This window comes from Bacillota bacterium, assembly GCA_040757085.1.
In the GTDB taxonomy this organism is placed as follows: Bacteria; Bacillota; Sulfobacillia; order JACIYH01; family JACIYH01; genus JACIYH01.
The window spans coordinates 114935-136664 of the sequence record JBFLXJ010000017.1 but is presented as its reverse complement, the minus strand read 5'-3'; the positions used below and the strand labels follow the sequence as shown (position 1 = coordinate 136664).

General features: G+C 60.1%; 12 protein-coding genes. 10 read left to right on the top strand and 2 right to left on the bottom strand.

Annotation, left to right across the window (positions count from 1 at the left end; all coding sequences use genetic code 11):
• The first annotated feature begins 531 nt into the window (after positions 1-531).
• The 3 genes from AB1446_05745 to AB1446_05735 are packed head-to-tail and all read left to right on the top strand — an operon-like array spanning position 532 to position 5014.
• On the top strand, positions 532-1716 hold the full coding sequence (locus AB1446_05745) for a DNA modification methylase (protein ID MEW6546406.1): 1185 nt from the start codon (positions 532-534) through the stop codon (positions 1714-1716).
• A gap of 2 nt (positions 1717-1718) precedes the next feature.
• The gene (locus AB1446_05740; protein ID MEW6546405.1) at positions 1719-2882 is read left to right on the top strand and encodes a hypothetical protein; all 1164 of its coding nucleotides are present in this window, start codon (positions 1719-1721) and stop codon (positions 2880-2882) included.
• Positions 2879-5014 carry an ATP-binding protein gene (locus AB1446_05735; GenBank protein ID MEW6546404.1) on the top strand — a complete coding sequence of 712 codons (2136 nt, stop codon included), beginning with the start codon at positions 2879-2881 and terminating at the stop codon, positions 5012-5014. The genes AB1446_05740 and AB1446_05735 overlap by 4 nt, the downstream gene beginning before the upstream one ends.
• 228 nt (positions 5015-5242) lie before the next feature.
• On the opposite strand, the gene AB1446_05730 is transcribed toward AB1446_05735, so the two are convergent.
• Both AB1446_05730 and AB1446_05725 read right to left on the bottom strand, forming a co-directional pair.
• On the bottom strand, positions 5243-6589 hold the full coding sequence (locus AB1446_05730) for a DUF6119 family protein (protein ID MEW6546403.1): 1347 nt from the start codon (positions 6587-6589) through the stop codon (positions 5243-5245).
• A complete protein-coding gene (locus tag AB1446_05725; protein MEW6546402.1) occupies positions 6549-6806 on the bottom strand; it encodes a DUF6119 family protein in 258 nt (85 codons plus the stop codon). Before AB1446_05725 ends, AB1446_05730 begins: the two co-directional genes overlap by 41 nt.
• Positions 6807-7289: 483 nt before the next feature.
• Here AB1446_05725 and brxF point away from each other — a divergent pair, with 483 nt between their 5' ends.
• The 7 genes from brxF to AB1446_05690 all read left to right on the top strand — a co-directional run bounded on the left by brxF (position 7290) and on the right by AB1446_05690 (position 21722).
• Entirely contained in the window at positions 7290-7811 is a 522-nt protein-coding gene (gene brxF, locus AB1446_05720; GenBank protein ID MEW6546401.1) for a BREX-3 system P-loop-containing protein BrxF, read from the top strand.
• Between the two features lie 59 nt (positions 7812-7870).
• Positions 7871-11596, top strand: a complete 3726-nt coding sequence (locus tag AB1446_05715) for a DUF6079 family protein (protein ID MEW6546400.1) — start codon at positions 7871-7873, stop codon at positions 11594-11596.
• A 347-nt stretch (positions 11597-11943) separates the two neighbouring features.
• Entirely contained in the window at positions 11944-14847 is a 2904-nt protein-coding gene (locus AB1446_05710; protein MEW6546399.1) for a DNA methyltransferase, read from the top strand.
• Positions 14848-14874: 27 nt separating this feature from the next.
• Complete coding sequence (locus AB1446_05705; GenBank protein ID MEW6546398.1) at positions 14875-15939, top strand: DUF3644 domain-containing protein; 1065 nt, start codon at positions 14875-14877, stop codon at positions 15937-15939.
• Entirely contained in the window at positions 15936-18905 is a 2970-nt protein-coding gene (locus AB1446_05700) for a helicase-related protein (GenBank protein ID MEW6546397.1), read from the top strand. The genes AB1446_05705 and AB1446_05700 overlap by 4 nt, the downstream gene beginning before the upstream one ends.
• Positions 18898-20976 (top strand): BREX-3 system phosphatase PglZ, encoded by a 2079-nt coding sequence (gene pglZ / locus AB1446_05695; GenBank protein ID MEW6546396.1) that lies wholly within the window; start codon positions 18898-18900, stop codon positions 20974-20976. Before AB1446_05700 ends, pglZ begins: the two co-directional genes overlap by 8 nt.
• The gene (locus tag AB1446_05690) at positions 20973-21722 is read left to right on the top strand and encodes a hypothetical protein (protein ID MEW6546395.1); all 750 of its coding nucleotides are present in this window, start codon (positions 20973-20975) and stop codon (positions 21720-21722) included. Before pglZ ends, AB1446_05690 begins: the two co-directional genes overlap by 4 nt.
• The last annotated feature ends 8 nt before the right edge of the window (positions 21723-21730 follow it).

Genomic DNA, 21730 nt, shown 5'->3' with positions numbered 1-21730 from the left:
AGGGTCATTCGCGGCGACCTTCGAAAGGCGGCCGAGGCCGCGCACGACGCAGCCACGCGCTGGCAACGCTTGCACCTCCGGCTCGCCTCGTACGACATTCACGCTGAGCCATCCCAGGCTTTACACGGTTTAACCGTGTCACTCAGACTTTCGGAGGTGAGGGCCGGCCAACTCCGCGAAGCCCAGGTCACCCCAGGTCCATCCCCCGTATTGCCGGAACAAGGTTATGGGGAACGCAGTGGCAAGGCCTCCCACCGTGACGTGTACGACCCCGTTCCTCCTACTCCGCCACGGTTGGCGGAGGTACCCCTTTGCCGGCTCGGCGCGGCCGCCACACCCGACCGCTGGTACCGTTGATAAGGTGTTCCAGGTTTGGTACTCTTCAGATAGCGCAATGGGTTACCAATCCTACGACAAGCGGGGGCATATGGGGTACGCGGTGGCTGCACGATGTGGCAGGGGTTTCGCGCGGCGGCGTGAGCCGGGGCGAGAGAAAGGCAGCGCGATGGGCTGAGCCATGGGGAGAGGACAATGGGGGCCTGGAATTGCTGTCAGCCTGCGGATGTCAACGTAATACAAAACGCAGCACATGACGAACCCGAGGACGACCCCGTGGCGGGCTTCCCCGCGGAGATGCTCCGCTTGAACGGCATTTGCCCCTATTTCTCCATGTTCCCCCTGGATTTCCCGCTGGCCCACCTGAGCCAGGCAGGACCGGGCGAGTGGGTGCTCGACCCCTTTTGCGGCCGGGGGACCACCAACTACGCTGCGAGGTTGCTCGGGTTGCCCTCGGTGGGGGTCGACCGGTGCCGCGTAGCCGTCGCCATCGCAGCCGCCAAGATGGTGCAGGTCACCCCCGAGGAAGTCACCGCCCTGTGCGCCCGCATCCTGCAAGCCGACGCTGAGCCCGCAGACGTACCCACCGGACCCTTCTGGGACCTGTGCTACCACCCTGCAACGCTCCTTGAGATCTGTAAGGTCCGCGAAGCCCTGTTACGGGAATGCATCACCGAGCCCCAGGTTGCCTTACGTGGGATCATGCTGGGCGCCCTGCACGGCCCCCTGCAGAAAACCGGGGCCGCTTACCTGTCCAACCAGATGCCCCGCACGTATGCAACCAAGCCGAACAGCGCCGTCAATTTCTGGCTCAAGCGCGGCCTGAAGCCGCCCAGGGTCAGCGTGCTAGAGGTAGTATCTCGGCGCGCGCGCCGCTTCTTCGGGACCATACCGCCGCGCACCCCCGGGTGGATAATGGAGGATGACAGCAGGAGACTCGACGAGCACGTTTTGCCCGAACGGTTCCGCTGGGTGGTGACTTCGCCACCTTACATGCGGATGCGGAACTATGTACCCGACCAGTGGCTGCGCAACTGGTTCGTGGGCGGGCCCAGCACGGTCGATTACTCATGTGAAGGTCAGATCGGCCAGCTGAGCGGTGAGGCCTTCGCGGGTGCCCTGGCCCAGGTATGGCGGGCCGTTTCCCGCCTTTGCGCACCGGGGGCCCGCCTGGTGGTGCGCTTCGGGTGCATACCCAGTGCCCGCTACAGCGGGACAGAGGTCCTCATGAGAACCCTGGCCCTTGCCGACTGCGGCTGGTCCGTCAAAGAGGTGCGCAGCGCCGGCCCCTCCACCCGGGGGAAACGGCAGGCCGAACAATTCTGCCGGGCGGGAACCGCCGTCGAAGAGGTGGACCTGGTAGCCCGACTGGAGGCGTAGCCATGCTGGAACCGGAAACCCTGAGGCAGGTGCGCGAGCTGATCGCCCGCCGGGCGGAGGAAGACCGCAGGGTGCTGGAGGACCTGTGCCGCGAGGTGCGCCCCCTGGCCGGGAACGTCAAACCTATACGGCCCCGGTCGACCACGGCGGTCTCGCTGGTGGGAAGTGATGGGGGAAACAACCGGCTCCTGTTCGACCCCTTCTTCATGCAGTTCGTGCGCGTGGTCGACTCCTACGGGCAGGAGCACCACATCGAATGCGTTTCCCCCACCACGGACACGGAAGCCCTCAGCCGGGCCCAGTTCACCCCCGACGGAAAGCCGAAAACCGCGCTGGGGGTCATGATGACCGAACTGGGTGTGGATCCGCCCCTGCTGTGGAATCTGAGCCCCATGATCCCCCCGGCGAGCATGATCAGGGAGCACCCGGAAATGGTTTCGCCCTCATGGATTCAGGTCTACCGCGACCTGTGCGAGTGGGCGGTCCTCTACGACCGCATCCGCAACCACTCCTTCGCCACGGATACCCTCATCGTGCGGGACGGGATGCTGCGCAGCAAGGTATTCCGCGGGGAGCTGTTCATCAGGTGGCGCCAGAAGATAGAGGAAGCGATCGAGAGGGTCTGGCGGATGCAGCGGCGGCGCATCTACCTGGTGGGGATCGCCAAGCGCAGCAAGGTGCTCGAGCGCTACCGCCTGGCCCTGGCCATCGAGGGTGTGATGCTCCGTGATGAACCCTGCTACGTGCGCGTGCCCAGAGAGATGGAGGCAAAGGCTTTCGTCTGGCCCGAGTGGGCTCGCGGGCCCGAGGCCGAAGGCGGCGAACGCGAGGCGCCCAAGTTCGTCGCCGGCGACATGTACTTCGTGCGCTTTGGATCCCGACCGGGAGACCCCATCTGGACGATAGACGTCTTCTCCTCCCAGAGCGAGAGCGCAGGCGAGATATTCGGGTATCTGCTGGCGGACGCCATCGCGGGCTTCCCCGTGCCCCTCTACCCGCGGTGCCTGCAGAAAGCCCACGAGTACGCCCAGGTGACCGGCTTCGACCTCACCATCCTGCAGGACGAGATCTACCAGGCAGTGCGCGACCTGCTACCCCCCGACAAGCGGGGGATCCTGGATGAGGCCCGACTTCACCCCGAGGTCGGCATGGGAGGTGCGTCATGAGCCTGAAGCTATTCCGCAGGGAACAGGTGGCGGGCATCTTCCGGGGGTTCAGTGAAGGCGGGCTGGAATTCCACGCCGACCTGGTCCTGCCCTACCGGGAGGACTACCAGAACAGCCCCATGCACGGCCAGTTCGTGGTGGTGCAACTGGAAACCGAGAGCGAAGCCGTGCTGGGGAGGATCTGCTCCATCTCCGCCGAAGGTCGCCTGACCTCAAGCGAGGGCGAAGACTACGGGGTGAGGGCGGTAGCCGAGGACCGCCCCATACCGGAGGAACTGCGCGAGCGTTACCTCAAGTACCGCATCAACATACGGGTACTGGGAGTGGTCCGGGTGGTCGGCGACCGCCTCGTCTTCGCCGCCTCCCACCGCCGGCTCCCCCACCTGGGCAGCAAGGTGGCCTTCCTGGCAGAAGACGTGCTGCGGGAGGTGGCCGGCCACAACCTCCCTGGCGCCGAGCTGGGCTACCTGGCCCTGGGCGAGTACATCTTTGCCGGAGATGACGTCAACGGGGGACAGCCGCTGATCACCGTGGAGGACTGGATGCAGATCAGGCACCCCAGGGTCACCCCCAAGTTCGACATCCGGGGTCTGGTGTCGCGCCGGACCTTCGTGTTCGCCCGGGCCGGCTTCGGCAAATCCAACCTCACCAAGCTCCTCTTCAGCAGCCTCTACCGGGATACGCCCACGGTCGAGAAGCGCGGCGGTCGCAGGGCCCCCGTGGGTACCATCATCTTCGACCCGGAGGGCGAGTACTTCTGGCCCGACGACCAGAACCGCCCTGGCCTGTGCGACGTACCGCACCTGGAAGACAAGCTGGTCCTCTTCACCAACCGCAGGGGTCCCAGCCCCTTCTACGACTCCTTCATCGCCGGGGACATCAGGCTGGACATCCGCAGGCTACGCCCGGCGGACGTGGTCTCCGTCGCCCTGCCCCCAGAGAAGCAGGACCAGCAGAACGTGCGCAGGTTGAAGCAACTGAACGACTCGGACTGGAGCCGCCTGGTGGACGAGATCTACGCCCAGGGCAACCTGGCCGACCCCGCCATCATCTGCGAACTCCTCCACCTGGAAAAGACGCAAGAGGCAGAGATGGCGGCGGCGCGAGCCAACATGACCACCATCGTCAAGATGCTGCACGACCCCGGGAGCCAGGTGCTGGACATGCTCATCAACTCCCTCAAGGCCGGCAAACTCTGCATCGTGGACCTCTCCCAGATGCGCGGGCAGGCGGGACTCATCCTCTCGGCCCTCATCCTGCAGCGGATCTTCGACTACAATCAGGAGCAGTTCACCCGCGCCGACCCCGAGACCATCCCCGTCATCGCCGTGGTGGAGGAGGCCCAGGCGGTGCTGGGCTCCTCCGGCGGGACCTCCGGCTACGCCCCCTACGTCACCTGGGTGAAGGAGGGCCGTAAGTACGACCTGGGCGCCGTCCTCATCACCCAGCAGCCGGGCAGCATCCCCCACGAGATACTCAGCCAGGGGGATAACTGGTTCGTCTTCCACCTGCTTTCCACCGGCGACCTCCTCGCCCTGAAGAAGGCGAACGCCCACTTCAGCGACGACATCCTGAGCGCCCTGCTCAACGAACCCATCCCCGGCCACTGCGTCTTCTGGAGCAGCGCGGGCGGCAAGAGCTACCCCGTCTCCCTCCGCGTGATGTCCTTCGAAAAGATGTACACCGCCGCCGACCCCACCTACACCAGGCCCGCAGCACCGACCTACGCCGCCCAACTTCGTGCTACCTTCGCGACGCGACTCGCCTCCATCCCCGGCCGCCACACCGGGCCAGCGCCCGATTCCGAGGAAGGGGAGGGCGCCGAGACCACGGGTACGCCGCCGGTGGATACCCAGAAGCTTTGGGTGGAAGAGGCGGTCAAGCGTATCCAAGAGACAGACCTGCCCGAGAAGGTGCGCACTCAGGGCCATCCCTGGAAGGGCATACAGGTTGAGATCGAAGGGATCCTCCCGGACCACGTGGTGGATAAGGACCACGACGCATACCGGCTGATGCCGCAGGTGCTGGACGCTCTGTTCGGCAAGGGAGCATGGACCACGGAGAGAAGGCCCAAGAAGAAGGGACCCGGCTACACCGTATACGTCACCGTGAAGACCGCCTCCTCCGGTTAGGGCATGCCCTTGTCCCGCTCGATCGGTTCTACGGGGGGCGCGGCGCTCCTCGTCGGCGGCAGAGCAGCAGTGCACGCGGAGGGCCCGATCCCTACCTGGCACTCCGCCGAGAAGAAACCCGAACCGGCTGACGGAGCCACGGATTCCGCCGTTATCTCCAGCCCGTCAAACTATTCCCCCAGCGGGGCAGGCTTAGCCGGCAGACAAGTTTACAGCGCATCGACCTCGTTAATTTGAACTACAGAAACGTGATAACCCAAGCGTTGTAGGCGATCGGCATTGTTCTTGAGGCTCAGTCGGCTGAAGAAGGGAAGAGAGTGGCCAGTTCCCTGCCCTCCTGCCTATGATCGCAAAGACCACTTCATACCGGGACGGATTAGGCCGCTCGGCTGGTATGAGTTTCGCGGTTTCTGGGTCGAGTTGCGCCACGATCTCCCTCACCTGACTCCGAAACGCTTCGTCGTAGACAAGAGCCTCGGCTGAGACGACCCCTTGGTTGAACAGGTGACTGAGGGTGGCGGATCGGCTCCTTCTTTTGACGTGTATGAGCTTACCGTCGGGCGTCAAAATATCGCACAACTCGATCTGCGTTCCCTCCGCAGGCATCGCCTTCCTACCGTGCATTAGAACGTACCCGTTACTTGAGCAAACGCGCTCGTTGTATATCGGCTCATGCTCGCCTTTCCGAGCCGGCAGAAGCCTAAACGTTTTCGAGCCCAAGTTGCTGACGATCGCATTCACCCGATCCGCGAAGCGCTCGTGCACCTCGAACCAATGGCCGCCTGACAAGACGTACACCTGGCGGTCGCGAACAATCTCGGCCACTATGGCGTCATACAGCGTCCACTTTTCGATGGGTTGCTCCACTGAATGGTACTTCACACCTATGCGGTGTCGCCTCAGACGCGATAACGACAGAGGCCAGCGGTTGTTCAATGTTGCCAAGAGATCGTCCACCTCGAGGTCGTCGTGAACTGCACGGTGGTGCTCGGTGGAATAAGTGAATCCTTCAATTGCTTCCCACTCGACAGGTTCAGGCGGTGCAAGGTGGATCAAACTTAGGTCTCCCGTCTGCAGGCGCTCAATCAGCATCCTGTTGAGCTCTTCCGCCACCTCCGGGTCAGCTATCTTCTGGATTTGGTCAACAAAACCGAAATCCCGGCGGTACCTTTCGCTGGAGTACGCTTCGAGGAGTTCAGCGCACTTATGTCCCAGTTCGTCGAAGCGCAGGCTTGCCGACAGCACGACTGCATCCGCGCCGGAGACACGCCGGGCAAAGGCCTCGTCCCTGGGCTTGCCGGTGACCGCCCGCAACAGGTCCTGTGCAATGTTGACGCCAAAGGTATTCAGGCTGGCTCCCCGACTGGCCTGGCGGCGAGTGTGCAATGTCAACTCCTCAAAAGTGCGCATGTCAATGCTCCTCAGGTTAAGGGGATCCACGGTGTTGAGCACTACCTTCAAACCGAAGGAACGTTCGAAGCAGTCAGGTCTCAAGAGCTTGCGCCCGTAGCCGAAAGTAATAGCGAACCAACGATCACTCGCGTCTGATGAGCAGAACCGCAGACACGGTCGCACTTGTCGGGGACTTGAGTTGGCCGACCAGACCTTCCTGCACGAAATCCACCCACGCAGGGACGCAGGGGCTTGGCGTCTGCACATAAAAAGAGCCGGTAAACGTGAGTCGTGAGTCGAGTCTGTATTCGGTCAAACCCCGCTCGTACTTCAGTGCCTCTTTCGGGGATTTGACTGCAGGCTTCAGCAGGTACACGGTTACTTGGCGGACTTTCGTCATCCGGCTGCTGCATTGACCTCCCCCCACAGGATCTGCTGTTTCATTTGTTATCCGCCGGCACGATCAGGAAGCAACCGCACATACCTGGCAGACATACTACTCCAGTTGTCGGACATGGTGACCAGTATGTCCCTCTGTATCCCTCAAGTCAGACGATACCACAAAAAGGGTAAGTGGGCAATAATCACGCGAACGCGAGACATAACGACCAGTCGAGCACGCCGGGCGGCGCCACGTTTCGTGCCCGGAGTTCTGGACGCTTGCTTTCTGCCGGGGCGCGGATACCACGGAAACATTAACCGGTGAATCAATTCGCCCTGACGCCCGTGGAAGACCTGGGCTAACCACGGGTCCTCACAATGTGGTAGGAATGGAAACACATTCTGGAGAAATGAGACGGGGGCTATTGCTGGGTACGGCGGAAGGGGTGAGGGATTCATTCCGCACGATCAGGTTGTGGCGGGTCTGCCGAGTGACGGGACCTTGGAGCGGGAGAGCGCGGTGGGAGATCGCTTACTCCAGATGTTCGCCCATCAGGTTATAGAGAAGATGAGCCAGGCGGTTGATCTCTATCATCGCCTGATTCTGGTCATTGCACCGGCGGGCAAGGGCAAGACCCGTGTGCTCAGGTGCGTACATGCGGTCACAGGTGCTCCTCTGATAAATGTCAACCTCGAACTCTCCCGGCGCATGCTGGATCTTACGGAGCGGCAGCGGGCAGTGCGACTACCGCAGTTGCTCTCGGAACTTGTTAGGGCATTCAAGAGTGACGTGGTCCTGCTGGACAACACCGAGATCCTTTTTGCCGTGGCGCTCAGGCAGGACCCGCTTCGCCTTCTGCAAGGCCTCTCGCGAACCAGGACTACAGTCGCTGCGTGGAATGGCGCGCTTCGTGACGGAAACCTCACGTATGCAACTCCCGAGCACCCAGAGTATAGGCGGTACCCCTTGCAGGACTTCCTGTACGTAGACCTGGACCGGCGGTCGCCGTGCGACGGGAGTTAGACAGAGGAAATGCCAGAGATACGAGAGGTAGCCGCATATCAGGAGAGGAGGCGGAGAAAGTGAAATACCGGGACCTCATCCAATTTGAGCCGATCGAATCTGTGGTTCAATTGCGGGATGCAGACAAGGAGCCTCTCGCCCGGCAACTGGTGGAGACTTATGTCATTTCCCCCCAAATGGCCGAGAAACTCACTGACCTCGTCATCCCTCACCTCCAGTTCGACCGGCCCGCAGACAACAAGGCACTCTTGATCGTGGGGAATTACGGTACAGGCAAATCGCACCTCATGTCGGTGCTCTCTGCCCTAGCAGAAAACGCGGATTTCCTCGCACACGTTAATAACCCCAACGTGGCCGAAGCCGCAAGCAAGATCGGCGGCCGATTTAAGGTGGTGCGTAGCGAGATCGGAGCCACCACCATGTCACTACGGGATATCGTTGTGGCTGAGTTGGAAGAACACCTGGCGAATATGGGTGTGAGCTACGTTTTCCCGTCAGCAGCGGAAGTCCCGAGCAACAAGCCAGCGTTGGAGAAGATGATGGCCGCGTTCCACCAGGAGTACCCCGACCACGGGCTCCTGCTGGTAATCGACGAGTTGCTCGATTACCTGCGCACGCGGAAGGACCAGGAACTCATCCTGGACTTAAACTTCCTGAGGGAGATCGGCGAGGTATGCAAGGACTTGCGGTTCCGCTTTATCGCCGGGGTGCAGGAGGCCCTGTTTGACAACCCCCGCTTCTCCTTCGCGGCCGACAGCATCCGCCGCGTCAAGGACCGCTTTGAGGAGGTACTGATAGCCCGCACGGACATCAAATTCGTCGTGGCCGAGCGTTTGCTAAAAAAAACCGGGGACCAGCTAGCCAAGATCCGTGACTACCTCACGCCGTTTGCCAAGTTCTACGGGCGCATGAACGAACGCATGGACGAATTCGTTCGCCTGTTCCCCGTCCACGCTGATTACGTCGATGTCTTCGAACAGATCAAGGCCGTTGAGAAACGCGAGGTGCTCAAAACCCTTTCGCGGACCATGCAGAAGCTTCTCGACCAGGAGGTCCCGACCGACAGGCCGGGGTTGATTGCATGGGACAGTTACTGGGCCACCCTACGAGAAAACGCGGCTTTCCGCGCGGACCCCGACATCAGGGAGGTGATCGGCTGTAGCGAGGTACTGGAGAGTCGAGTCGACCGGGCTTTCAGTCGACCTGCTTACAAACCCATGGCCATACGCATCATCCACGCCCTGTCAGTGCACCGCCTTACAACCGGGGACATTCACGTCCCCCTGGGTGCTACCGCCGAGGAGTTGCGCGACGGCCTGTGCCTGTTTCAGCCCGGAATCGAAGAATTGGGCGGGGAGCCGGCGGACGACTTGCTGACCCTGGTGGAAACCGTGCTTCGGGAAATCCACAAGACGGTGAGTGGACAGTTCATTTCCTTTAACCCGGAGAACCGCCAGTATTATCTAGACCTAAAGAAGACCGAGGACTTCGACGCCTTGATCGAAAAGCGAGCCGAGACTCTCGAGCCCTCCCAACTCAACCGCTACTACTACGAAGCCCTTAAGCGGGTCATGGAGTGCACCGACCACACCTACGTGACTGGCTACAGGATATGGCAGCACGAATTGACGTGGCCAGATCGTAGGGCGACGCGCCTGGGGTATCTCTTCTTCGGCGCACCCAACGAGCGCTCGACAGCAGTGCCGCCGCGCGATTTTTACCTTTACTTCCTCCAGCCCTTTGATCCCCCTGACTTTAGAGACGACAAGAAGCCGGATGAAGTCTTCTTCCGCATGAAAGGTATGGACGAGGCATTCCGCATGGCCCTCCGTAACTACGCTGCGGCCCTGGATCTGGCCTCGACTGCCTCCGGGCACACAAAGTCAACCTACGAATCTAAGGCATCCGGGTTCCTGGATAAACTCGTTCAATGGCTGAGGCAAGGCGTTTCCACGGCCTTCGAAGTCACTTACCGGGGGCGAGCCAAGCCACTCGTTGAGTGGCTTGAAGGGAGGCTGGTGCGGGAGATCTCAGCCACTCCGGAGCGGATCAATTTCCGCGATCTGGTGAACACCGTGGCGGGGACCTGCCTTCGGGCTCACTTTGAGAACGCGGCTCCAGCTTACCCTTCGTTCCCGGTGATCATCACCACAGCCAACCGGGCCCAGGCTGCTCAGGATGCCCTGCGAGCCATCGCCGGGCAAAGCCATGGCAAACCTGCAACAGCCGTACTCGATGCCCTGGAACTCCTGGACGGTGAGCGACTGGTCCCTTACAAGTCGAGGTATGCAAACTACGTTCTCGAGATCCAAGCCAAGAAGGGCACGGGCCAGGTGGTCAACCGTAGCGAGCTTCTCCAAGACGTGTCGGGTGTCGAGTACTTCGCACCGGACAAGGGGTACCGTCTGGAGCCAGAGTGGTTGGTTGTTATCCTGGCCGCCCTGGTGTACTCGGGCGATGTAGTTCTGGCAATTCCCGGGAAGAAATTCGACGCCACCGGGGTTGCCCAATTGGCGTCGACTCCAGTCGATGAGCTCACCCGTTTTAAGCACATAGAGCACCCCAAGGAATGGAACCTGCCCGCGCTCAAGGCGCTCTTCGAGCTTCTGAAACTGACGCCGGGGATGGCACAGTTGGTCACCCAGGGGAAAGAGGAGCCAGTACAACAGCTGCAAAAGGCCGTAGAACTAGAACTTCAAAGACTGGTCCTTGCGAAGGAGGCTCTGAAAGGCGGGTTGGTTTTCTGGGGCAAGAGCCTCGTGAGCGACCAAGAGGGGGCGAGATTGCGTTCCCAAATGGATGACACAAAGGCGTTCCTGGAATCGCTCCAGGTATATACCTCCCCGGGGAAATTGAAGAACCTGCGGTACGATGTTCCGGAAGTAACCGCGCAGCGGGCAGGTCTCTCCGCGCTGGAAGAAGTGGAAGTACTTCAGAGCCTGGTAAACGACCTCGGGGCCGTGGCTTCGTACCTCGCCACAGCTGAGGCGGTACTGCCTGGCGATCACGAATTGGTTAGCAAGATGGAGACAGTGCGGGACGGGGTCCTGTCCCAGTTGGGCGATCCCGCCAGGCGCCGTAGTGTTGCCTTCCGTCAAGAAGCCTACCGCCAGCTCGCGGAATTAAAGAACGCCTACCGGCAGGCATATCTTTCTGCGCACACAAGAGCACGCTTGGGGGTGAATGGTGACAAACGCAAGGCTCAACTCACTACCGATAGCCGGCTGAAGGTTCTGCAGAGTCTCTCCACTATTGACCTCCTGCCCCGCCAGGAGCTGGCCGACTTCCAGAACCGCCTCGCCAGCTTGCGGTCATGTTTTTCCCTCGCAGAACACGATCTGGAAATGTCGCCCGTGTGCCCGCACTGCGGCTATAAACCGGCACTGGAGCCGGTGACCGTGCCGGCTGCTTTGGCACTGGACGCCTTGGACGAAAGGCTCGATGCGCTGATGGAAAGTTGGACCGCGGCACTCCTCGACAACCTGGAGGATCCTACCGCACAAGGCAACCTGGACCTGCTCGAGCCCGAGGCCAAGAAGCTTCTACAGGGTTTCATGAGCCGGCGGATGTTACCAGAGAAGATTGACCAGGCGTTCATCCACGCTCTGCAAGAGGTGCTTTCTGGCCTCGTGAGAGTACCCATCAAGATGGAAGACCTCCGCGCGGCCCTATTCACCGGCGGTTCCCCCGCCACCCTCGGTGACTTGAAGAAGCGCTTCGAGGAATTCCTGGAGGACCTCGCGAGGGGCAAGGACCCGGGCAAAGTGCGTGTAATCCTGGAATAGCGGGCAATTCGATTGCGGAAGAGATGGCCGGACCCGGGGTCCGGGGAGACGGAACACCGAAAAGAGGAAGATGCAGCATCATGAACACACAACCCGGTCTAGGGAGTCTTCTTAACAACCAGACCGCGACGAGCGGGGGTAAGGTTCGGTGCCTCGGGCTAACCTTCGAGAACGATGAGGCCAGGCGCGCCTACTTCCTCGACAAGCTCCGGGTCGGGCTGGAGGAATTGCACACAAAGTTGGGCGGGGTCCCATTCACCTCAGTGGAGGACGCCTACAACCGCATGAAGTCCGTGGAGAACTGGCCCATGGGCAACGAACAGACCCTTCGGGAGCTGGCTGAGCGGATGCGTTACGGGGAAACGGGCAAGGACCTGCTGCAGCGCTGGAAGGACGAGGTCGGCTTTCCCCACGGCACCATCAACGATATTCTTGCCCTGTCCGATCCGCCGTATTACACTGCGTGCCCAAACCCATTTATCGGGGATTTCATCCGGCAATACGCTAAGCCTTACGACCCAGCCACAGACCACTACCGCCGGGAGCCCTTCGCGGCGGACGTGAGCGAGGGCAAGAACGATCCCATCTACAACGCCCACTCGTACCACACGAAGGTACCGCACAAGGCCATAATGCGCTACATCCTGCACTACACGGAACCAGGAGACATCGTCTTCGATGGCTTCTGCGGTACAGGGATGACTGGGGTAGCGGCCCAACTGTGCGGCGACAAGGCCACGGTCGAGTCCCTGGGCTACAAAGTTGACGAGCAGGGCATCATCTATCAACCCGAGGAAGAAAGGGGCGCGGACGGAAAAGTCAAGACGGTCTGGAAGCCCTTCTCGAAACTGGGCCCACGCATCGCCGTACTCAACGACCTCTCGCCGGCCGCCACGTTCATCGCGTACAACTACAACACGCCGGTGGACGTTGTGGCCTTCGAGCGCGAGGCCATGCACATCCTCAAGAAAGTGGAAGAGGAATGCGGCTGGATGTACGCAACGCTGGTTGATGCAACTGGGGGAAGCAACCTACCCGGGAGCGGCCCGGCTGATCAAGCCTACGTTGAAAGCCTCGCCGAGAAGGTACGTTCGGCAAAGTCTGAGGACGAACTCCGAGCATTCGTCAACGGACTCAAGGCTCAGGGCGCTCCCGTTGGAATGATCAACTACACCGTCTGGTCCGATGTTTTCGTCTGCCCGGAATGTGCCCGGGAGGTGATCTTCTGGGAGGCCGCAGTGGACAGAGAAGCGGGAACGGTACGTGACCAATTCCCCTGTCCCCATTGCACAGCCATGCTCACCAAGCGCTGCATGGAGCGCACGTGGGTCACCAAGTTCGACAAGGCCATCGGACAGACCATCCGCCAGGCCAAGCAGGTCCCCGTGCTTATCAACTACTCCGTGGGCAACGAGCGCTACGAGAAAGGGCCCGACGTCTTCGATTTGGCTCTGATCGAGAAAATTGAGCAAAGCGACATCCCGTACTGGTTCCCCACGCAGCCAATGATGTTCAAGGGCGAGCAATGGGGGGATACTTGGCGAGCTGGCTATCATGCTGGCATCACCCATGTGCACCATTTCTACACCAAGCGAAACTTGTGGGTGCTCTGCACATTTGCAAGAGCGATTCTAGCATCCAGCCTGAGCCGTGAGCTTCTGTACCAATTTGACAGCCTCGCCATACGGCAAAGCAAACTCACCCGTTTTCTCACTTCTTACTATTTCCACGGCGGTGGCGGATGGGTGGGGACACCGCTCTCGGGCACTTTGTATATACCTTCGTTTTCCGTCGAAGTTCAGCCATTTGAGACTTGGCGAAATCGCTTGCCTAAGAGTATTGCACGCGTTAAAAACACAGATATTCCATCCGTCTTGACTGAAACCCGCAGCACGTCTGTGGAGGGCGGAACACAATTTAGCTGTGATTACATATTCACGGACCCGCCCTTCGGGGGCAACCTGATGTACTCCGAACTCAACTTCCTGTGGGAAAGCTGGCTCAAGGTCTTCACCAACAACAAGCCGGAAGCTATAGAGAACGAAACCCAGGGCAAGGGGTCCATGGAGTACCAGCAGCTCATGACCCGCTGTTTTCAGCAATGCTACCGCGTGCTCAAACCCGGTCGCTGGATGACGGTCGAGTTTCATAATTCCCAGAACCGGGTGTGGAACGCCATCTTGCAGGCGCTTCAAGCTGCGGGATTCGTAGTTGCCGATGTACGCACGCTGGATAAGAAGCAGGGAACGTTCAAACAGCTAACGAGTGCGGCTGCAGTGAAGCAAGACATCATCATCTCCTGCTACAAGCCAAATGCCGGTTTGGAGCAACGGTTCAGGCTCGTGGCCGGGACCGAAGAAGGGGTGTGGGACTTCGTTCGCACACACCTAAGACACCTTCCGGTCTTTGTTGCGAGAGACGGCAAAGCCGAGGTCATCGCAGAGCGGATGAATTACCTGCTTTTTGACCGCATGGTGGCTTTCCACGTCCGGCGGGGCGTGACCGTTCCGCTCTCGGCAGCAGAGTTCTATCAGGGTCTGGGCCAGCGCTTTCCCGAGCGCGACGGGATGTACTTCCTGCCGGATCAGGCGGCTGAATATGACCGGAAGCGCATGACGGTGAAGGATGTCCTGCAGCTTCAGCTCTTCGTCATCGATGAGTCTTCGGCCATCCAGTGGCTCAAACAGCAACTCACCAGGAAGCCACAGACATTCCAGGAACTCCACCCCCAGTTCCTACGGGAGATCGGCGGATGGCAGAAGCACGAAAAACCCCTCGAGCTATCAGAACTTCTGCAGCAGAATTTCCTCGTCTACGACGGGAGGGGCCCCATTCCCACCCAACTAGTGGCCTGGATCAGGCAGAGCGAAAGACTACGCAAGCTTGTGCAGGAAGAACTCACTGCGGGACGGGCTGCCGAGGAGATAGTGGGGCTAGTCACCCAGCACCCTGTACTCATAGCCGCCGCAAAAGATCGCTGGTACGTGCCTGACCCAAACAAGGCAGGTGACTTAGAGAAGCTGCGCGAGCGAGCTCTGCTGCGTGAATTTGAAGAATACAAGGCCTCGTCCCAACGTTGTCTCAGGATATTCCGCATGGAAGCCGTCCGCGCCGGATTCAGGAAGGCCTGGCAAGAGCGGGACTACGCCACGATCATCACCGTCGCCCGGAAAATACCCGAGACCATACTGCAGGAAGACCCGAAGTTACTTATGTGGTACGACCAGGCTGTGACCCGTACAGGAGAGTGACGCTTCATGCCTCGATGCAAGCGGCATGTGGCTGAACTGAAGAAACGCGCCGTTAACTCCATTGTGCTTGGCATCGAACTATTCAACCGGCCCCACGACCGGGGCCGCGCCGAAGGTGTGCTGATTCTCCTTCATCACGCGTTCGAGATGCTCCTGAAGGCGGTTATCATGGACAAGACCGGGACAGTACATACTAAGGGGCAGAAATACTCGTATGGTTTTGACAAGTGTCTGGAGGTGGCACACAACGAGATACAGGTAATCTCTGCGGATGAACGGTCCACGTTGTCGATTCTCGACGCCTACCGGGATACCTCCGTTCATTACTACCAAGAGGTGTCGGAAGACCTCCTTTATTTGCAGGCCCAGGCTGCCGTGACGCTTTTCGATGATCTGCTCTACCGGGTTTTCAAAGAAAGACTTGCGGACTCCATCCCTGAACGTGTCTTGCCCATATCGACTCGTCCTCCCAAAGACTTGAGACTCTTAATAGACAGCGAACTGCGCCAGGTGGACGACCTCTTGCAGTCCGGCAGGCGTAGAGGTGTTCAGGCTGCGGCAAGACTCCGACCAATCCTTGCCTTCGCAACAGCAATCCGCGACGACGCACAACGGGTAACCGAAAGGGAGTTGCGGAAGGTGATCAAACGCAGGCGGCGGGGGGAGGAGTGGAGCATCATCCTTCCCGAGATTGCTCAACTCAGGCTAGACAGTCAGGGCGAAGGCATCCCCATTTACCTCCGCATCAAGAAAGATGCAGACCTTGCCGTCCGGGTGGCAAAGGAGGGTGAGCCAGTTGTCGGGACCGTGATCAAGCATGAGGTCAACATCTGGGATAAGTATAACCTAAGCCGGGATGACATCGCTCAGAAACTCAACCTGTCCGGACCCAGGACCAGCGCTCTTATACTCGAGCTTGGTATTCAAGAAGATCCAGAGTGCTTCAAGGTCTTGCGAAGAAAGGCAACGACTTTGAAGGGTTACAGCAAGGCGGCCTTGGATAGGCTGAGAAGCGCCATAAATGCGGGGATCGATGCGGATGCGGTGTGGGAGAAACACAAGCACAGGTTTGTAGGTAGGAAGCGGAAGTGACCAGTGACCTTGCCCAGGGTGCATGGTTCTACAGTTGCGACCACGGGGAACTCGGCCAGGTGATCGAGGCACAGACCATCTGGGGCCAGACCATCTGCCGGGTGTGGCTGCCGAGCCGGGATGTCGTGGTGCGTATTTCCGCTTCCAGGCTGGTGCCGCTGGAGAGTGCCGGCACCGCTTCGCCCGATCACATCCAATACACCGCTGCTGCCGCTCGCGTGGCGGATGCGCTCACACAGGATGTGTTGCTTGCCCCCATCGGGTCCTCAATCATCCCACTCCCCCACCAGATCCTGGCCCTGTCCCGCGCCGTTTCTGGTGACCGCGTTCGCTACCTCCTTGCCGATGAAGTGGGACTGGGTAAGACCATCGAGGCCGGGTTGATTATGCGGGAACTAAAGCTACGGGGGCTCGTAAAACGCACCCTGGTGGTTGCCCCCAAGGGCCTGGTGGATCAATGGGTGGCCGAGATGCGTCTTCACTTTGGGGAAGATTTCAAGGTCGTGCTTCCGGAGGACCTGGAGGCATTGCGGCGCGTTTTCTCCGTGTCCGGCTCTGACTTGGGTGCACCGGGTTACAGGAACCTCGGCCCCGTGCCTCGAGGCCCGGAACTTGGGGCCCCCAACTTGCGCCGCCTGGCCGACAGCGCGCACCAGCCCGCCGGCAACCGAGAGCTTACGACTAGCAGTGTGCGATTTTCCAAACCGAACGTCTGGCAGATGTTCTCGCAGGTAGTAGTACCTATGGACGCCGTGAAGCCCATAGACAGACGCCGTGGCTGGACGGCAGCCCAGGTAGAGCAATACAACCGGGAGCGCTTTGAAGACCTGATCTGGGCGGGCTGGGACCTCGTCATCATAGACGAAGCCCACCGGTTGGCGGGCAGCACCGACCAGGTGGCCCGCTTCAGACTTGGCCGGGGGTTGTCCGAGGCAGCGCCCTATCTTTTACTTCTTTCGGCGACCCCACATCAGGGTAAGACCGACGCCTTCCACCGGCTGGTTTCCCTAATTGACCCCCGGGCGTTCCCCGATGCCGAAAGCGTAACCCGGGAGCGCATTCAGCCCTACGTCATCCGGACGGAGAAACGCCGTGCCATTGATACTGAGGGAAGGCCGCTCTTCAAACCTCGGTACACGCAGCTCGTTCCGATTTCCTGGGGGGAGCGGCACCAAGACCAACGCTTGCTTTACCAGGCCGTAAGCGAGTACGTCCGGGACGGATATAACGAGGCGATACGGGAAAGGCGCACCTACATCGGGTTCCTGATGATATTGATGCAACGCCTGGTCGTCTCCAGCACTCGCGCCATCCGTACGGCGCTGGAAAGGCGGTTGCAGGCCCTCAACAATCCGCAGGAGCATCTCTCCCTCCTCCCTTTGAACTTTGAAGAAGAGTGGGGAGAGTTGGATGGCCAGCAGCAGTTGGAAGCACTGTTGCCAGTTCGGTTTACGGCCCTAAGGAACGAACGCGCCGAGGTTAAGCGCCTTCTGGAAATCGCCGCCCGGTGCGAGGAGGCTACCCCTGACGCAAAGGCCGAGGCCCTCCTCGATTGGATTTACCGTCTTCAGGCCGAAGAAGGCGACCCAAACTTCAAGCTGCTCGTGTTCACGGAGTTCATCCCTACCCAGGAAATGCTCCATCAGTTTCTGAGCGAGCGGGGATTCACGGTTGTCTGCCTCAATGGCTCCATGGATCTGGAGGAGCGGAGGCGGGTTCAGGAGGCCTTTGCCCATGAAGCCCGCATTCTCATCTCGACAGATGCTGGCGGAGAGGGTTTGAATCTGCAGTTCTGCCACGTGGTCATCAACTATGATATCCCGTGGAATCCCATGCGGCTTGAGCAACGGATCGGCCGCGTGGACCGCATCGGGCAGAAGCATGCGGTAAGAGCGATCAACTTTGTTCTTGAGGAATCCGTGGAGCATCGGGTCCGGGAAGTCCTGGAAGAGAAGCTCGCGGTGATTCTTGAGGAGCTCCGCGTCGATAAAACGGGCGATGTCCTCGATTCGGCCCAGGCGGGGCGGGTGTTCGAGGACCTGTATCTGGAGGCGATCTTGAATCCGGACAAGGTGGAGGACTCCGTGAACACGGCAATCGCCGAGATTGAGAGGCAAATTCGCGGACTGCAAGCGAACGCCTCTATTCTTGGGCCGGCGCCTGTGCTCGACCCGGGGGAGGCGCACAAGCTACTGACGCACCCCCTACCCTATTGGGTGGAGCGTATGACAGTCAACTATCTCAACGCCCATGGCGGCAAGGCAGAACGTCACGGCCACCACTGGGACCTCACCTGGCCAGATGGTAAAGTGTATGTCGATGTGGTCTTTTCGGCTAAGGAAGCAGAACAATTCCCAACCGCCCGGCACCTCACACTGGAAGACCCCAGGGTTCGAGGCCTGGCCATGCGCCTGCCACGGTTTGTTCCCGGGCAACCGGTCCCCGTGGTATCCCTGCCGGGCGTTGCCCGGGAAATCCAGGGCTTTTGGTCTCTCTGGCAGATCTCTGCAGTGGGCGACTCAGGGCCCGAGACCCGGTACACGCGAGTCGTACCACTCTTCTTGTCGGACAGCAACAAGGTATTCATTCCCACGGCAAGGCATATCTGGGACCAACTTCTCGTCGCCACTCCGTTGCTCCACTCCACGCTTGATGCCGAGTCCTCCGCGACCGCCTTCGCAAAGCTGGAAAAGGCAGCTGAAGAATTCGGAAGGCCCGTCTACGAGGCACTTGTCCAGGAACACAAGGCCCACATCGCGCGTGAGCGAGAGAAGGCCGCCTACGCCTTTGCCTCCAGGCGCAAAGCCATCGAACGGATTGGGCTTCCGCAGGTGCGAGGCCACCGCCTCAACCTCCTGGCCAGGCAAGAGCGGAGCACCTGGGAAGAACTCGAGCGTAGAGCACAGGTATCTCCAGAGATGACCTGCCTGCTCCTGATCCGTGTAGAGGGTGGCGGCGGTGAGTAGCTGGCGGGATCGGATCCTCAGGGAGTTCACTTCCAAAGTGTCACGCCTCACCCTGGTGGCGGACCCGGACGGTCTTCTGCTCGAGGAAGGGATCCTCGCAGCCATCCAGGAGCAAGGATTTGAGGTCATCCCCTTCGAGGATCACGTCGCTTTCCGGTACGCGTACGAATCCAAGTTCCGCTCTCAGTGGGACGAGGGAAAAGGCGTAGCTCTGGTGGTGGTCTTGCCGTGCGAGTCCCGGCATCTCAATCAGTTGCCTTATGACCTGCTCCAGGTTGGGCGCCGACTTTCCTTCAGTCTGGGCGAGATTTTCCCTCATTTGAGCTATCCCATTGTGGCGGCCCTTGACCGTGGCGATCTCGATCCGCTGGACGAGGCTCAGCGAAGATATGCACCGGGTCTCCTCGGTGATAACGCCACGAAAGACTTCATCCTCCGGCATGTCTTCGAGATCGCGCCCGAGCTCATCAAGGAACCTAAGGACCTGTTGCGTGTACTTCTCCGTCGCCACTACCGCATGCAGCGTGTACCTCCCGTCTTGGACGAAAGGTTCATTGAACTACTGAAACAGAATGACAAGTTCAAGGACTGGCCACTCGAGTCCATTGTTCCCGACCGGGACGCCTTCTTTGCGTTCTTGCAAGAACGCTGGCCGGCTTTTGTGGAACGCATCGCTGCCCAAGCCGGGGGAACCCACGTCCGCCAGAGGACCCAACCTTACGATCTGACGTTCAACGGTCCTGTTGACCTACCTTTCGACGACGGCGACGTCCGGGTTTACCTGGACAACCTGTTCGCTGAGCGGCTGCTCCAACCCACTTCTCACGAGGATGCAGGGATACTTCGCAAGACTTGGGTGGGTGTTGGCATCCACACCGATCCAGCCGAAGATCGTGCACGCCGACTAAACACGTTAATCGAGAGCGTTCGGTCCTGCATTCCGGCCCCGGACGCGAGGCATGAAAGCTGGTTACGTTTCGCACGCCAGTGGGCTGAACTGACCATCCTGGTCCACCGACCGCTAGAAGGGACTAGCATTATGGACCCGACCACCAGGGACAGGTTCTCGGATTTACGTTCCAGAATAGATGCCGCTTTCACCGCGTGGCTGGTGAAGCGGTACTCAGGGCTCAGCACTCTGCCGGCCATTCCCCCAGCCATGGTTCACCATATCCCCCGATATGTGGCCCACCATCTGGGATCCAGTTCGAAGAGCAAAGTAGCCCTGGTGGTTGTCGATGGACTGGCGCTGGACCAGTGGATCATCCTCCGAGACGCTCTCAAGCTTCAGAGGTCGAGCTTATGCTTTCGCGAAGCGGCGGTTTTTGCGTGGATTCCCACCGTTACTTCGATCTCGCGCCAGGCTGCGTTTTCAGCCAAGCCCCCTATTCTGTTTCCGGCTAGCATCCACAGGACTGACAACGACTCCGCACTGTGGACGCAGTTCTGGGTGGGCCAGAGGTTGAGCCAAGACGAGGTCCTCTACCTTAAGCGATTGGGAGATGGTGACCTCCAGGATGTAGCGGAGCTGCTCTCTGACCCGAGAATTCGAGTCTCCGGGCTAGTCATCGAGAAAGTTGACAGGATTATGCACGGGATGGAACTGGGCATGGCGGGGATGCACAACCAGGTGCATCAGTGGGCCTGCCAGCCTTATCTGGGCAATCTGCTCAAAGTTCTCCACGACCACGGGTTCCTGGTCTTTCTCACCTCGGACCACGGCAACATCGAAGCTGAGGGTTGTGGCCGCCCGACGGAAGGGGCCGTGGCCGACGCTCGGGGTGAGCGGGTGCGGATTTACTCGGACACCCTGCTCCGCGACAGGGTACACGCCCGGTTCCGCGACGCCTTGAAATGGGAACCAGTCGGGCTTCCCCAAGATTGCCTCCCACTGATTGCTCCCGGACGTGCCGCCTTCGTCCCGCGTGGTGAACGGGTCGTCAGCCACGGCGGCATTTGCATCGAAGAGGTAATTGTACCGTTTGTGCAGATCGAAGAGGCATCAGCCATTCGCGCTGTTCCCTTGCAGCTCGACCAGCCGTCCACACCGCAGAAGGGAGGGATTTCATGACTTCGCGCGCCAATCAGATCGGTATTAGCCAGCGTATCCGGCTTGAGTGGCTCGAAGTGACAGCAAACCTCGTCCTCGCCGGAAGCGACCGGGCCACCGTAGTGGCGGCCCTAGGCGATCTCTTGGAGGATAAGGTATCTATCGGCGGGCATGCTGAACGTAGCAACCGTGAGAAGGTTATTACCATACTGGTGAAGGTTTGGGCCCAGACCTCACGAGAGCTTGACTCCTTGCGTGCCCACGGGCTGGAGTTGCTCCGGCGCCTTTCCCCCACCAACCGTCTTCCGGTCCATTGGGGGATGGTCATGGCGGCCTACCCGTTCTGGGGGGCTGTGGCGAGCATTGTCGGCCGGCTCCTCAAGCTCCAGGGCTCAGCCGCGGCAGCCCATGTTCAGCGGCGGGTGCGGGAGCAGTATGGGGAACGAGAGACGGTTTCCAGGGCCTGTCGCCGTGTCCTGCGTTCTTATGTCGACTGGGGCGTCCTCCGAGATAGCAACACGAAAGGCGTCTATCTCCCGGGCTTATCCCTCACAGTCGATGATCCCCAACTCATTTCCTGGCTAGTCGAGGCATGGCTATATACGCGGCCGGACGGTACGGCAACGCTGAAGCATCTGTTACATAGCCCAAGCTTGTTCCCGTTCCGGTTTCAACCGGCACTCATCGACACGATACTTCCCGCCTCAGGCCGCTTGGAGGTTTTGCGCCTCGGGCTAGACCAGCACGTGGTGACCCTGCGAAGGTAGTTGCGGTC

What these genes read in the sequence shown, in the direction of transcription:
- AB1446_05740 (MEW6546405.1), top strand. Translation starts at nt 1,719, where the DNA reads ATGCTGGAACCGGAAACCCTGAGGCAGGTGCGCGAGCTGATCGCCCGC.
- AB1446_05735 (MEW6546404.1), top strand. Translation starts at nt 2,879, where the DNA reads ATGAGCCTGAAGCTATTCCGCAGGGAACAGGTGGCGGGCATCTTCCGG.
- AB1446_05745 (MEW6546406.1), top strand. Translation starts at nt 532, where the DNA reads ATGGGGGCCTGGAATTGCTGTCAGCCTGCGGATGTCAACGTAATACAA.
- AB1446_05710 (MEW6546399.1), top strand. Translation starts at nt 11,944, where the DNA reads ATGCGTTACGGGGAAACGGGCAAGGACCTGCTGCAGCGCTGGAAGGAC.
- AB1446_05690 (MEW6546395.1), top strand. Translation starts at nt 20,973, where the DNA reads ATGACTTCGCGCGCCAATCAGATCGGTATTAGCCAGCGTATCCGGCTT.
- AB1446_05725 (MEW6546402.1), bottom strand. Translation starts at nt 6,806, where the DNA reads ATGACGAAAGTCCGCCAAGTAACCGTGTACCTGCTGAAGCCTGCAGTC.